Source organism: Massilia sp. TSP1-1-2 (assembly GCF_049896185.1).
In the GTDB taxonomy this organism is placed as follows: Bacteria; Pseudomonadota; Gammaproteobacteria; order Burkholderiales; family Burkholderiaceae_D; genus Telluria_A.
In genome coordinates, this window is record NZ_JAFCTU010000005.1 from 252,586 (window position 1) to 266,789 (window position 14,204).

A 14,204-nucleotide genomic window follows, 5' to 3' on the forward strand; every position below is an offset into this window, starting at 1 on the left:
CTGACCGTGCCGATTGACTCACCCGTGGCCAACACCCCGCCAGCAGCGGGCGACGCGCTCGCCGGCGAAGTGGGTCACTGCATCGTCAAGCGGCCTGACGGCGTGTATGCCGACCCCAGCGTGCTGGGTCCAACGTTCGCCGCCGCCATTGACCGGGTTTTTTCGGGCAACAGCTACTTTGCGGGCTTGAATCATACGGTCTTGATCAAGGCCATCTACGACCACGGCCCCGATCTGCCGCGCGCGGCCGGCACCGAGATGATGATCCGCTTTGCCGACGACTTGCTGCCCTTCGATCCGCAGCGGCGCGAGCTCTACAAGGCCGTCAAGCTGAGCGGCGGGCGCGCCGAATACCAGTTCGAGCCGGTCGTGCTGACCGACCCGAACGACCCGGACGGCGCCGGCACGCCAGCCTGGCTGGAGGCCGATGAATTTGTCGCCGACATGTGGACCAAGGGCATACGCTTTGGCCTGGACATGGCCGCCGTGCGCGCTGCGATCGCTGCCGGCAAGACTGAGCGGGTGGTGATCGCCGCGCGCCTCGATCCGGTGCCCGGCATCGATGCGCACATCATCGAAGTCTCGTCCGAGCTGCACCGCAGCGACGCGCCGCGCCAGCTGGCCAACGGCAAACTGGACTTGATGGCCTTCCAGAACCGCTTCCCGCAGATCAAGGCGGGCGTGCGCCTGCTGCAGAAAATACCACGCCGGGACGGCGCCACCGGCTACGAGCTGTCGGGCATCCCGATCGAGCCGCCGCTGCCCAAGGATATCGAGATGGGGCCCATGGCCGGCCCTGGCACTGTCATCGAGTCGAACGCCGAGGGCGAATTCCTGCTCTCGCTGCAGGCCGGCTTTCTGAACGTGGACAGCAAGACGCACCAGCTCTCGGTGGACGACAAGATCGTCAGCCGCGACGGCGTCAGTTCGCGCACCACCGGCAACCTGCAGCTGACCGGCGACTACGAGGAATTCGGCGAGGTGCAGGAAAAGCGCGTGATCGAAGGCGAAAGCGTGACCATTCACGCCGACGTCTTTGGCAATATCGTCTCGCGCGGCGGCACTATCCTGCTTAACCATAATATGGTGGGCGGCTCGGCCCACAACGCGCGCGGCGACATTTGCGTCAAGGGCGTGGTGTCCGGTTCTGTGCTGCAGACCAGCGTGGGCGAGGTGGTGCTCAACCGCGCCGAGAGCTGCATCATTTCCGGCACCCGCGTGACTATCGAGCACGCGGCCAACTGCGAGATCATGGCCGATGAAGTGATCATCAAGAACGCCGAGGGCTGCGCGATTGCCGCGCGCAAGATCACCATCGAGAGCGCCGGGCCCCGCAAGCAGACCGAGATGCAGCTGTTCGCGCTGGAGCCGGACAGCGCGCGCATCGACGAGGCGATCGCCGCCATGATGGCCAAAGCCACCGAATACGGCGCGGCGGCGCTGGCCTGCAAGGTGGAGATGGACAGCCTGACCAGCCAGAGCGAGGTGCGCAAGTACGTGATGCTGGCCTCGAAAATTCGCAAGAATGAACTGACGCTGACGCCCGAACAGGTGCCGCAGTTTCAAAAGATGGCAAGCAGCGTCGGGCCGGCGCTCAAGGCAATTGCCAAGGTGTCGCTCGAGGTCAAGGCAACCGAAACCCAGCAGCAGGCCGCCGAGGCGCTGGTCGCGCAGTTGCAGCAGCAGCGCCGCGACTATGCCGGCCAGAGCGCGGTGAACGTGCAGATGCTCTCGGGCGACACGGTGCTGCTGTCGATGAAGTTCAATCCGGACGGCAGCACCCTGTACGATTTGCCGTCAAAGGAAATCAAGGCGCGCCTGCGCTCCAATTACGAGGCCGGCGAAGTGATCCTGTCGGCCGATTGCGGTAAGATCGAATGGTGCAGCCAGTAGCACTCGCATGCACGGCGTTGGTGGATGCGGTAGTTTAATTCTCGATGGACGAACACATGGCTGAGCAAACTTCTGCGGTGGCAGGCATGGCGGTGGCAGCGCCCCATTCAACCGATGAACTGATCCGCTGCGCCGTGGGCCTGGCCCGCACCTGCCTCGGCATGGACGTGGGCTTCGTCACCGAATTTCGCGACGGCCTGCGCATTTTTCGCCACGTGGCGTCGGTCGAAGGTTTTTCGCCGGTGCGTGTCGGCGACTACGATCCGCTCGACGAAAGCTATTGCGCTCTGGTGGTCAATGGCCGCATTCCCGCCATCGTGCAGGACAGTCATGCCTATCCCGAGCTGGTGGCGCTGGCCGCCACCGATCAATTCGACATCCGCGCCCACGTCGGCGTGCCGATCCGCTTTCACGACGGCGCCGTGTTCGGCACCTTTTGCTGCTACAGCCGCAACCCGGAAGCAAATTTGTCGAACTGCGATGTAGGCACGCTGGCCGCATTCGCCAACCTGATCGGCGAACTGATCGAGTCGCGCGTGCTGGGCGAGCGCGCGCGCGCGACGATCGTGGAGCGGCTGACCGACGTGTTTTCCGCCGGCCGCTTTACAATGGTCTACCAGGGTGTGTTCGACACCGAACGCCAGCGCGTGGTCGGCTACGAAGCGCTGGCCCGTTTCGCGCCCGAGCCCGGGCGCGGCCCGGATCAGTGGTTCACCGAAGCGCACGGCGTGGAGCTGGGCCATCGGCTTGAGATGCTTGCCATCGAAAAGGCGCTCGCGGGCCTGGCCCTGATACCTGACGGCGTCTACCTTGCCATCAACGTCTCGCCGCAGACGATCCTGACCGGTGTCCTCGACGCGGTGCTGGCCGGCGCGCCGCTCGATCGCCTGATGCTCGAAGTGACCGAGCATTGTTCGATCACCGACTACGACCAGATTTCGCAAGCGCTGGCGCAGTTGCGCAAGAACGGGCTGCGCCTGGCGGTGGACGATGCGGGATCGGGGTACGCCAGTTTTCGCCACATCCTCAAGCTCAAGCCGGACGTGATCAAGCTTGACCAGAGCCTGATCCGCAACATCGATCACGAGGCCGGCTCGCGCGCGTTGGCCGCCGCGTTGATCACGTTTGCTGCGGCCACCGGCAGCAAGGTGGTGGCCGAAGGCGTGGAAACGGAAGACGAACTGAGCACGCTGCGCGAGCTGGGCGTGCATACGGTGCAGGGCTACCTGACGGGCCGGCCGGGGAGCCTGCCGGCAGGGTGACGCGGCGTCGGCCACGGCTTTACTGAGAACTACTCGCTGACCTTGCCGCGCATCGCCTTGGTCTGGCCGCTCCTGGTTTTTGAATCGAGGCGGCGGCGCTGGGAGCTGCGGGTGGGTTTGGTTGCGCGCCGCAGCGCAGGCAGCACCGCCACGCTGTCGACCAGTTCCTGCAGGCGGCGCAGCGCGTCCTCCTTGTTCTGTTCCAGGCTGCGCGACTGCTGCGCCTTGAGCACCAGCACGCCGTTTTGCGTGATGCGCTGGTCCGACAGCGCCAGCAAGCGTTCGCGGATCGCTTCGGGCAGGGAAGAGGCCGCGATGTCGAAGCGCAGGTGCACCGCGCACGAGACCTTGTTGACGTTCTGGCCGCCCGGGCCCTGGGCCCGGATGTTGGAAAACTCGACTTCGGCTGGATTGACGAGCGCCGTCACAACGCCGCTGCAGGCACTGCGATGGCGGCCGGCGCCTGGTCGGCGATGGCGTCGAGCCGGTGATAGCACGCCATCGCCGCAGGCGTGAGGCCCTTGAACAGGGCCGCATCGGCGCTGTCGGCCAGCGCACTTTCAGCCAAAATGCGCACCTTGCTCAGGTAGTCGGACTGCGACAGCAGGCGCCCCATGGGCGAGACTTGCACACCTTTGCGCGCGCCGGCCTGCTCGCCGATGGCGGTGACGACGCTGGCCGGGAAATCCCACTCGCGCCCGATACTGCAGCTAAGCGCACGGGCGTCGCGCAGCAGGCTGGCGCAAAACATGTCGGAGCCGAGCTGTTTGCCGTCCTTGTCGCACTGGTCCATGATGCGCAGCGTGACGATCAGGCCCACGTACTGCACCAGGCCGGCGAGGAAGGCTTCGAAAGGATCGACGCCCATTTCTTCGGCCAGCATGCGGTTGGCCAGGGCGGCCCGCTCGGACTGGTCCCAGATGCGCGGCGCCAGCGCGCGCGTGTAGTGCCCCGAATTCATGTCGATGATGGGGCGGAAGGCGACGCTGGTGATCAGGTGGCGCAAGCCTTCGGTCCCGATCAGCATGATCGCGTGTTCGACACTGGTGATCGTGGTGCCGTAGCCGATGAAGGAATTGTTGGCCGCGCGGATCACCGCCGCGACCAGCACCACATCGCTGGAAATGGTGCGCGACAGGTGCGCGCCTGAAAAAGTATCGCTGCGCAGGCTTTGCAGCAGCTGCGGGATCAGGCCGGGCAGGCGGCGCACCAGCGCGGCGCCCGACTGCTGCGACTTGAGGATGGTGGCGAGGGCGCCCAGCACCTGATTTTCAGGCTCCGTGGTCTCCAGTTCCGACGCCCCCTTGCTGCCGAACAGCCAGTTGTAATAGGTGGTGTTGACGGTGTCACGCTGGTCGAACGACAAGCCGCCGATGGAGCCGCTGTCGCCGGTACCGGTACCGGCGACAGCGGCCGGCGCCCCTGGCGCCCGCCGCGGGGCGGTGCCGGCCTGGCTGCCGGTGTGCCGGGCGCGGTTGGCGGGGCCTCAGGAACGGGGGAGGAAAAAATTTTCTGCAGCCATTGAAACATGTCCGGTCCTTGATTTTTACAATGTTACCCACACAGCATTGCTGTCCCATTGTAATGGGTTCCAGTCGCTTTGCAAGGCCATCAGTTCCTCGCGGGGCGTCCTGGCGTGCGCGCGCGTCGTTCTGTTCGTTAGGAAACATTGATCGCACTCAACGAGCGAAGTATGCCCTCGCATTACGATAGGTTTCGTCGGCGCTACCCCACGCACGAAACGAAAGGCACACCATGTCCATCACCGAACCCAAGACGGCGCCCGCCGGCAAGTTGGAGTTTCTCAGTTTCCAGCTTGGCGGGCTCGACTACGGTGTTGAATTTCGCAAGGTCAAGGAATTGAGCACGCTCAAGTCGCTCGAACGCTTCGCCTCGGACGGCGCCATCATCAGCGGCGTGGCCGTCTCGCGCGGCGTGATCATGCCTATTGTCGACATGCGCATGGCCTTCGATGCGCGCGCCGGCGTGGCCGGACCGTCGACCGACGTCATCATTTTGCAGCTGGCCAGCTGCGTGGTCGGCATGGTGGTCGATGGCGTGACCGACGTGGTGCGCATGTACGCCGACCAGATCACGCCGATCCCCGGCACTGACGGCGACGGCGATTGCGACTACCTGCTCGGGCTGGGCGAAGCCGAGGGCCGGCGCCTGATCCTGGTCGACATCGACCGCCTGATGTCGATCAAGCGCGACAGCGCGCGCGATGAAAAGCGCGTCGCGTAAGTTCCCGCCTTGCTAAAAAACATTGTGGTGAAAGGGCGTTCTGCTCTTTTCACCGCAGCGTCCGCCAGCGTCTTCTACCTTTCCCTTCGCGTCATCACTCCACTCGTTCGGCAACTTCGCACGCCCCTGCTGTCGGTTTTATGCATCTCTGTTCGCTAGCTAACAGAGAAATTTCCAAGAGTAATTAATACTGATGCTATTGGGAAATTAAATGTGTAAAAGTTGCCACGGTGGCGATCCCGATATCAACCCAGCCAGGAGAGAACATGTCAACAGTTCCACTTACCGAAATCGAGCGCGACTTTCTGGATAATGGTGGTTCGCTGTGGTGCGTGCGGCGCGCCGGGGGCGGATGGCGGGTGCTCAAGCTCTCCAGCGACAATGAGACCATTTTGCCGGATGTGCAGGAAAGTGAATACCAGGCCGTGCGGCTGGCCTATTTGCTCACCGATCTGGCGCCGCCAACCGTCAAGGTGGCCGCGCACCATGCGATCGCGCGACCGGTGGGCGTACCCGTGCCGCCCTGTGCCCGACGCCCGGCGCAGCATGCCAATCCGTTCCGGCATCACGCCAGCTGAAGGCGCCGTGAATCGGACAGCCCGACGCAAGGCCATCGTCCTCAAAGCGCCACGCGTGCGAGGACGATGTGATGCTTTTTTACGCAGCCAGTCCTTCGAGCTGCTCCTGCAATTGCAGCCACTCCGCTTCCAGCGTCGCCAGGTCCTTCTTGTAGAAGGCCTGGTCGGCCATCAGCGTCTTGAGCTTGGCCTTGTTGGCCGCTTCGTAGATGCTTGACTCTGCCAGCTTCGCATCGACTTCGGCCTGCTGTTCATTGCGCTTGGCGATTTGCTCTTCGAGGCGCTTGATCTTGTTTTCGATCGGTTTTTTGAGCGTGGCCATGCGCTGGCGCTGCTCGGCGTCGTGCTTTTTCTGGTCCTTGGTGTTGACCGCGGGCGTCACCGGCACGGCCACCGCAGGCACGGTCGGGAACTCCGTCTTGTTGTCCTTGCCGGCCGCCGGCAGCACAGTGGTGCCCTTGCCAAGCTTGGTCTGGAACAGCCAGTCCTTGTAGTCGTCCAGGTCGCCGTCGAACGGTTGCAGCTTGCCGTCGGCGACGATGATGAACTGGTCGGTCGTGGCGCGCAGCAGGTGGCGATCGTGGGAGACCACGACCAGCGTGCCTTCAAACTGCGCCAGCGCCATCGTCAGCGCCTCGCGCGTTTCCAGGTCCAGGTGGTTGGTCGGCTCATCGAGCAGCAGCAAGTTGGGTCGCTGCCATACAATCAGCGCCAGCGCCAGGCGCGCTTTTTCACCGCCCGAAAATGGACGGATCGAGCTGGTCACCATATTGCCGGGGAAGTTGAAGCCGCCCAGGAAGTTGCGCAGCTCTTGCTCGCGCACCGTGGGCGCGATTTTGGCCAGGTGCCACAGCGGCGACTCGTCGTGGCGCAGCATCTCCACCTGGTGCTGGGCGAAATAGCCGATCGACAGACCCTTGCCGAGCGTGGCGTCGCCCGTCAGCGGTTGCAGTTCGCCCGCGATGGTCTTGATCAGTGTCGACTTGCCGGCGCCGTTGACGCCCAGCAGGCCAATGCGCTGGCCGATCTGCAGCGAGAACTTAATGCCCGAGACGATCACCTTGTCCGATACACGGTCGCCATGTTCGTCGAGGATATGGTAGCCGGCGTTGACGTCTTCCATTACCAAGAGCGGGTTGGGCGCGGCCAACGGCTCGCGGAACTCGAACGAGAATTCGGCGGCCGCGCGCAGCGGGGCCAGCTCTTCCATTTTCTCGAGCGCCTTCATGCGGCTCTGCGCCTGACGCGCCTTGGACGCCTGGGCCTTGAAGCGGTTCACGAACGATTCGAGGTGGGCGCGCTGGCGCTGCTGCTTGGCCAGTGCGCCGGCGGCGAGGATCATCTGCGCGGCGCGCTGGCGCTCGAAGCCCGAGTAGTTGCCCGAGTAGCGTTTTAGCTTGCACTCGTCGATGTGGACGATGACGTTGACGATCTCGTCGAGGAAGTCGCGATCGTGGGAGATGATGATCAGGGTGCCCGGATAGCGCTTGAGCCAGTCCTCGAGCCAGATGATGGCGTCCAGGTCCAGGTGGTTGGTCGGCTCGTCGAGCAGCAGCAGATCGGATGGACACATCAGCGCCTGCGCCAGGTTCAGGCGCATGCGCCAGCCGCCCGAAAAGCTCACGATCGGCTGCTGCATCTGGTCGAGCGTGAAGCCCAGGCCGAGCAGCAGTTGTTCGCCGCGCGACTGCACGGTGTAGGCGTCGGCGTCGGCCAGCGCGCTGTAGATGTTACCGATGGCGATGCCGTTCTCGGTTGATTCCGGCTGCGCTTCGAGGCGCGCCAGTTCTTCCTCAAGTTTACGCAGCGTGGTGTCGCCGTCGATCGCGTAGTCGAGCGCGCAGCGTTCGAGCGGCGGCGTTTCCTGGGCCACGTACGCCATGCGCCACTTGGCGGGAAAGTCGATCTCGCCCTGATCCGGATGCAGCTCGTTGCGCAGCATGGCGAACAGGCTCGATTTGCCGGCGCCGTTGGCGCCAATCAGACCGATTTTATCGCCTGGATTGAGGGTTAGGTCGACATCCTTGAGGAGCGGCTTGGTGCCGCGCATGAGGCTAACGTTGAGGAAACGGATCATTGATTACTTCTTCTTCTAAATGGTGGTGGCGGAGCATGGCGGAATGCGCATTCGCTTTTCCGCCCTACGGCCCGCGACGGGTTTCGTAGGGCGAAAAGCGTCAGCGCATTCCGCCAAGCTCCGCCAAAAACTTATACGGCCCGTAGGGCGGAAAAGCGCAAGCGCATTCCGCCATGAGCCGCCAAAAACTTTACTGCAACTGCAGCTGTTCAGCCGTCAGCAGGAAAACCATATCATCACCCGCGCTGGTGGTCAGCCAGGTCAGCCCCAGGTGCCCGAACGCAGCCTCGGCATACTCCGCCTCATTGCCGATTTCAACCATCAGGATGCCATTCGGCGTCAAGCGTTCAGCCGCACCCGCAACGATCTTGCGCACCAAATCCATGCCGTCTTCGCCACCGGCCAGCGCAATGTGCGGCTCGCGCAAATACTCCGGCGGCAGCTTGCTCATCGAATCGGCATTCACATACGGTGGATTGGTGATGATCATGTCGTACTTCTTGAACGGCACATTCTGGTACAGGTCCGAGACAATCGGATTGACACGGCCATCAAGCTTGTAATCGCGAATATTGCGCTCGGCCACGGCAATCGCATCGGTCGAAATATCGATCGCATCGACCACGGCATTGGGGAAGCAGTCGGCCATCATGATCGCCAGGCAGGCCGACCCGGTGCACAGTTCAAGGATGTTCGCGACCGCGTACGGATCTTCCACCCATGGGCTGAACTGCTGTGGAATCAGTTCGGCGATGAATGAACGCGGCACCAGCACCCGCTCGTCGACATAAAAGGCGTAGGTGCCCAGCCACGCTTCATTGGTGATGTAAGCGGCCGGCACGCGTTCAACGGTGCGCCGCTCGATCACGGCCAGTACCTGCAGCACTTCTTCGGGCAGCAGGCGGGCGTCGAGGAAAGGGTCGAGCTTGTCGAGCGGGAGCTTGAGCGTGTGCAGGATCAGGTAGGCCGCTTCGTCAAAGGCTTCGGCGCTGCCATGGCCGAAGAACAGCTTGGCCGCGTGAAAGCGGCTCACGGCGTAGCGCAGCAGGTCGCGCGGGGTGGTAAATAAGGTGGCAAACGGGGTCGTGGTCATGACAGGTCTCGGTGCATGGTCGATTAAACTGCTGGCGCCAGCAGGTTTTCCAACGTGCGGCGATAGATGTTCTTGAGCGGATCGATGAAGCGCACTTCAACGTGCTCGTCGATCTTGTGGATGCTGGCGTTCGGAGGGCCGAATTCTATCACCTGGGGGCAGATGCGCGCGATGAAGCGCCCGTCGGAGGTGCCGCCCGTGGTCGATAATTCGGTGTGCACGCCCGTCTCGGCGACAATCGCGCTGGACAAGGCGTCGGACAGGGTGCCGCGCGGCGTCAGGAACGGCAGGCCCGACAGCGTCCAGGCCAGTTCGTACGCCAGGTTGTGCTTGTCGAGGATGGCGTGCACGCGCGCTTCCAGGCCGTCGGCCGTGCTGGCGGTGGAAAAGCGGAAGTTGAAGTCGATTGCCACTTCGCCGGGAATCACATTGTTGGCGCCCGTGCCGGCGTGGATGTTCGACATCTGCCACGACGTGGGCAGGTAGTAGTCGTTGCCGTTGTCCCACTGTTCGGCTGCCAGCTCGGCCAGCGCGGGCGCGGCCAGGTGAATCGGATTTTTGGCCAGTTGCGGGTAAGCGATGTGGCCCTGGATGCCCTTGATGACCAGGTGGCCCGACAGCGAACCGCGGCGCCCGTTCTTGATCATGTCGCCCAGGATGTGCGCCGAGGTGGGCTCGCCCACCAGGCAGTAATCGATGGTTTCGCCACGTTCGACCAGCTTTTCGCAGACGATCACGGTGCCGTCGGTGGCCGGGCCTTCCTCGTCGCTGGTAATGAGAAAGGCGATCGAGCCTTTGTGGTCGGGGTGCGCTGCGGTAAATTCCTGGCAAGCGACAACCATCGCCGCGATCGAGGTCTTCATGTCGGCCGCGCCCCGGCCGTACAGCTTGCCGTCGCGGTGGGTGGGCACGAAGGGTTTGGATTCCCACTGCTCGACCGGGCCAGTCGGGACCACGTCGGTATGGCCCGCAAAGACGAACACGGGCGAGCTTGTGCCCCTGCGCGCCCACAGGTTGGTGACGCCTTTTGACGTGATGGTTTCGCACACGAAGCCGAGCGGGGAGAGCAGTTCGATCAGGCGCTGCTGGCAGCCTTTGTCTTCGGGCGTGACCGAGGAAAGCGCGATCAATTCTTCGGCCAGCGCGAGGGTGGGCGACGGCGTCATTTGAACAGCTCCTGGTAATGGCTGTCCGAGAACCCGACCGAAAATTTGCCGCCGCGATCGAGCACCGGGCGCTTGACGACCGATGGTTGTTCAAGCACCAGTTCGAGCGCGGCGGCCTTGCTGGTGACGGCGGCGCGGCGCTCGTCGGTCAGCTTGCGCCAGGTCGTGCCTTTGCGGTTGACGAGCACTTCCCAGTCTAGCTGTTCAAGCCAGGCGGCTGCGGTGGCGCGCTCCAGGCCCTGCTTTTTAAAGTCATGGAAGTCGAACGCGTGGCCATGCTCGGCCATCCAGGTGCGCGCTTTCTTGACCGTGTCGCAGTTGGGAATGCCGTAGAGAGTCATTTTCATCGATAGTTGTTCACGCGTGGACGACAAGTGGCCCGGATGCGCGAAGCATGGACCAGTCTTACACTGTTTTTACAATGCGGGGGAAGGGCGACAGGATACCACATGCGCTGCGGGTAGCCCGAAAGACCAACGGGGTCAGTTACCCTATTACGACACGAGCTCTGCCGTTACTACATGAGCTCGTGTCGCAAAGGGGGAACTGACCCCGGGGGAGATGGCGGGCTCAGCCGCCGCGGCGGGCGACCGGCACGATGGATTCCCACTTCCGCTCGTGTTTGCTGACGCTCTTTTTGCAGCGCACGAACAGCGCCGGCTGCGCCAGGCCGTAACTCTTCGGCACCCATGCCACGCTCAAGGCCGTACTGCATTTGGGGTACTGCTCGTTCAAATTGGGCTCGAGTGCCTTGAATGTGGTCTTGTTCTTCTTGTTGTGAGCGATGAGGAACTTGCGGGCTGCTTGCCGGATCTCGTACAGGCCTTCCTTCTCGGCCGTCGAACGGTCCTGCTCAATGCCGCTCGCAGCCGGCGCGCTTGGCGCTTGTGCTGCAAGCTGGGCCAGTGCGCTTGCCTGATGGTGGCGCGCGATGAACGGTACCTTGGACGCGAGCGTCGCCGCCAGCAAGGCACTGGCGAGCACGCCCGCCGCAACCGCAATGCGCCACTTCGTCACGCCGCCACCGGCCTTGATCTGCGAATGCAAGCGCGCCCCGATCTGCTGGGGGAAACTGCGCATGATGCGCCCAAGCGAGAGCATTTCAACGCCGATCCAGAGCGCCGCCCCAGCCAGCGCAGCCCACAGCGTGCAAATGAATGGCCCGTAAGTCGACGGCCCGAACGCGTACACCATGACCGAGGCCACGGCGGCCGCGCCGGCCACCCACAAGGCAGGGCGCGGCAGGCCGGCGCCGTACAGGCGGCCAAATCCCTGGCGCAGTGCGGCGCTGGCGCGCTGCACGTACGCCGCGTCCACCATGCCTTTGAAATGGGCTTGCATTGCGCCCGCCGCCGGCTGCGCGCCTAACTGTTCGGCGATCAACAGGTTCAGCTCGGAGGCGACAAACTGCTTCAAGGCGGGCAGCAGCGCCGTGTCCTTCGGGCGCGACCAGAACGACACCGGCGCCAGCGCCCGTTCAAGCGTGACGAGGTCGTTCTCGAGCAGGTGGCCGACGATATTGACGAAGTCGAGCACGCGCGCCTGCGGCCCCAGTCCATACACGGAAAAATGGCGGGCCGCAGCATGCAGCCTGGCGTACAGGGCGTCAATGCGCAGTTCGTAGCGGCTGCCCAGCGCCGCGCGGTCGACGACGTGATGGGCTTCGAGGTAGCTGCCATAGGCGGGCAGCTCGGCGGCCCCGATGCGCTCGCGGATCAGCGCTTCAAGCGTGGCGTCGACCGCGCCGAAGGTCAGCTCTTCATGGGTGCTCACGCTGGCCGTGACGCTGGCCCATTCGTGCTGCACGCCGGTCGCCGCGCACTCGGCGCAATCGAAGCATCCGGCGCCGCCGCAGCCTTTGCAGGCGACGCTGCGCAGGCCCGCGCAGGCGCCGCACTGCGCCTGGCCGAAGGTGCAGGCGATGCAATGGATCGATCCAGCGCCGCCGCAGGCAAGGCAGGGCCGCTTGACCGGAACCTGGATGGTGACGTAGGCATTCGCGTCCGCGTCCCAGCGCTGCTCGCTCACTTGCCCGGTGGTGTGGCCGCTGCCGATGCAGGCGCTGCATGTCAGGCGCGTGGTGCCGGCGCATTGATGGCAATGCACGTTGCCGGCGCCATGACAGGCAGGGCAGCTGACGCGCCCGGCGCCGGCGCAGCCGTCGCACTGGACCTGGCACTTGCCATAGCAGTGCTGGCAGGTGAATTCAATGCCGTAGCGGCCGGGCGAATGGCGAAACGCGGCCTCGGGCGGCAGCACGCGGCGGTAGGCGCGCGGATCGTGCGCGACCCAGGCGCGCAGCGCGTCGTCGCAGCCGTCGCGCGCCATGCCAAGCTGCGTGTTCAGTTCAACTTTCAGGCGCGTGCCGTTGGCCAGTTGGGTGATGTCGCTCGGCAGCTGGCGTGCTCCGGCGTGCCACACGACGTCGAAATGCACTTCCTGGACTTGCGTGAGCGTCAAATTGACGGCGACCAGCTGGTCGGGGGCGTCCTGACGGACATCGCTGCGGCCAAAGCGCGTGGCGGGCTCAAGGTGGGCGGCGACGCTGTCGGCGATGCACCCGCCCGAAGGCAGGGCGGTCGCTTGCAAATCGGGGAATGTGAAAATGTCGACCAACCTTGTTTTCCTCTTGCTGAAAAGCTCACGGCGATCCATTGAACGGGACTCGGCCCAAACGTTCTATGGATCCCCGCGTGCGCGAGGACGATGTCACGGTGCTCTAACCTGAATTTTGCATAAAAAAGGGCAAGAATGCCGTAAGTGATTGATAAAATGGGAGTTATCAAGAAACACAACCTATCAGCACGAACGCCACCTTGCCCGACATGAATTCTACCCCAGAGCAGCTCCGTTTTGCATCCATTCCCGCTCACAGTGTCCGTGCCGATTTCGCCGGCGGCGGCTTGTCCTCCGATCTCGGTCCGGTTCTTCTGCGTGGCGTCGACCTCCAGATCGGCCTGACCAAGCGCCTCGCTGCAGCCCTGCCGGACCGCCGCCATCAGAGTTACGTCAGCCATTCGTATCACGATCTTTTAACGCAGCGCATCTACCAGATCGGCTGTGGCTACGAAGACGGCAACGATGCGAACAGCCTGCGTCACGATCCGATGTTCAAGCTGGGAGCGGCACGCCTGCCGTTTGACGATGACGCAGCGCTGGCATCGGGGGCGACGATCTCGCGCTTCGAACATGCCGCTAGCCGCCAGGACATTTACCGCGTCAGCGAAGCACTCGTGGAGCAATTCATCGCCAGCTTTGCCAGCCCACCAAAGAGCTTGATTCTCGACCTCGATCACTCGGAGGATGCGTGCTACGGCCAGCAGCCACTGGCGTTCTACAACCACCATTACGGTTCGACCTGCTACCTGCCGCTGATGATCTTTGACGGCATGTCAGGTGGCCTGATCGCCGCCGTGCTGCGCCCTGGAAGGCGGCCATTTGGCAACGAGAACGCGATGATCATGCGCCGCGTTCTGAAACTGATACGCCTGCGTTTTCCCGATACCCACATTCTCGTTCGTGGCGACGGCCACTTCAGCGGCCCCGAATTGATGGGCTTGATCGACAGCATGCCGAACGTCGATTTCATCTTCGGTTTCTCCTGCAACGTCAAGCTTGTCGCGATGGCCGAGCCGACCAGGCTGCGTGCCATCGACCGCTGGGTTGCGGCCCAGTCGCAGGAGGTGCCGCCCAATGCTGTGCGCCTGTTTGATGAATTTATCTACAAGGCTCGCTCATGGCCAAGGGCTTGGCGGGTACTGTTGAAGGCCGAGGTCATGGCGCTTGGTGAGAACACCCGTTTCATCGTCACGTCCTTGCCGGGACTCGATGCTGGCATGTTGTACGAAGACATTTACTGCGCGCGCGGTCAAGCCGAAAAGTTAATATAAC

Annotated in this window: 12 protein-coding genes; 5 read left to right on the forward strand and 7 right to left on the reverse strand. The window is 63.4% G+C overall.

The window, feature by feature from the left end; genetic code table 11:
- Positions 1–6: 6 nt before the first annotated feature.
- Both ACP7BV_RS06795 and ACP7BV_RS06800 read left to right on the forward strand, forming a co-directional pair.
- Positions 7–1,893 carry a flagellar assembly protein A gene (locus tag ACP7BV_RS06795; protein WP_426102824.1) on the forward strand — a complete coding sequence of 629 codons (1,887 nt, stop codon included), beginning with the start codon at positions 7–9 and terminating at the stop codon, positions 1,891–1,893.
- A gap of 56 nt (positions 1,894–1,949) precedes the next feature.
- Complete coding sequence (locus ACP7BV_RS06800) at positions 1,950–3,155, forward strand: EAL domain-containing protein (RefSeq protein WP_426102826.1); 1,206 nt, start codon at positions 1,950–1,952, stop codon at positions 3,153–3,155.
- Positions 3,156–3,184: 29 nt separating this feature from the next.
- Here the strand turns inward: ACP7BV_RS06800 and arfB are convergent, their stop codons facing one another.
- Both arfB and ACP7BV_RS06810 read right to left on the reverse strand, forming a co-directional pair.
- On the reverse strand, positions 3,185–3,583 hold the full coding sequence (arfB, locus tag ACP7BV_RS06805) for an alternative ribosome rescue aminoacyl-tRNA hydrolase ArfB (RefSeq protein ID WP_426102828.1): 399 nt from the start codon (positions 3,581–3,583) through the stop codon (positions 3,185–3,187).
- A complete protein-coding gene (locus ACP7BV_RS06810) occupies positions 3,580–4,521 on the reverse strand; it encodes an HDOD domain-containing protein (RefSeq protein WP_426102830.1) in 942 nt (313 codons plus the stop codon). Before ACP7BV_RS06810 ends, arfB begins: the two co-directional genes overlap by 4 nt.
- Before the next feature lie 389 nt (positions 4,522–4,910).
- On the opposite strand from ACP7BV_RS06810, the gene ACP7BV_RS06815 reads away from it, so the two are divergent.
- Positions 4,911–5,399, forward strand: a complete 489-nt coding sequence (locus ACP7BV_RS06815) for a chemotaxis protein CheW (protein ID WP_426102832.1) — start codon at positions 4,911–4,913, stop codon at positions 5,397–5,399.
- A gap of 266 nt (positions 5,400–5,665) precedes the next feature.
- Positions 5,666–5,977 (forward strand): hypothetical protein, encoded by a 312-nt coding sequence (locus tag ACP7BV_RS06820; RefSeq protein WP_426102834.1) that lies wholly within the window; start codon positions 5,666–5,668, stop codon positions 5,975–5,977.
- A gap of 79 nt (positions 5,978–6,056) precedes the next feature.
- On the opposite strand, the gene ACP7BV_RS06825 is transcribed toward ACP7BV_RS06820, so the two are convergent.
- From ACP7BV_RS06825 to ACP7BV_RS06845, 5 genes are all read right to left on the reverse strand, one after another.
- The gene (locus tag ACP7BV_RS06825) at positions 6,057–8,054 is read right to left on the reverse strand and encodes an ATP-binding cassette domain-containing protein (protein ID WP_426102836.1); all 1,998 of its coding nucleotides are present in this window, start codon (positions 8,052–8,054) and stop codon (positions 6,057–6,059) included.
- A gap of 190 nt (positions 8,055–8,244) precedes the next feature.
- The gene (prmB, locus tag ACP7BV_RS06830) at positions 8,245–9,147 is read right to left on the reverse strand and encodes a 50S ribosomal protein L3 N(5)-glutamine methyltransferase (RefSeq protein WP_426102838.1); all 903 of its coding nucleotides are present in this window, start codon (positions 9,145–9,147) and stop codon (positions 8,245–8,247) included.
- A gap of 23 nt (positions 9,148–9,170) precedes the next feature.
- Positions 9,171–10,313 (reverse strand): succinyl-diaminopimelate desuccinylase, encoded by a 1,143-nt coding sequence (gene dapE, locus ACP7BV_RS06835; RefSeq protein ID WP_426102840.1) that lies wholly within the window; start codon positions 10,311–10,313, stop codon positions 9,171–9,173.
- A complete protein-coding gene (locus tag ACP7BV_RS06840; protein WP_426102842.1) occupies positions 10,310–10,660 on the reverse strand; it encodes an ArsC family reductase in 351 nt (116 codons plus the stop codon). Before ACP7BV_RS06840 ends, dapE begins: the two co-directional genes overlap by 4 nt.
- 223 nt (positions 10,661–10,883) lie before the next feature.
- Positions 10,884–12,929, reverse strand: a complete 2,046-nt coding sequence (locus tag ACP7BV_RS06845; protein ID WP_426102844.1) for a hypothetical protein — start codon at positions 12,927–12,929, stop codon at positions 10,884–10,886.
- 209 nt (positions 12,930–13,138) lie between these two features.
- Between ACP7BV_RS06845 and ACP7BV_RS06850 the strand changes: the two genes are divergently transcribed.
- Positions 13,139–14,203, forward strand: coding sequence for an IS1380 family transposase (locus tag ACP7BV_RS06850; RefSeq protein ID WP_426102846.1), 1,065 nt, complete (start codon positions 13,139–13,141; stop codon positions 14,201–14,203).
- Position 14,204: the final 1 nt, after the last annotated feature.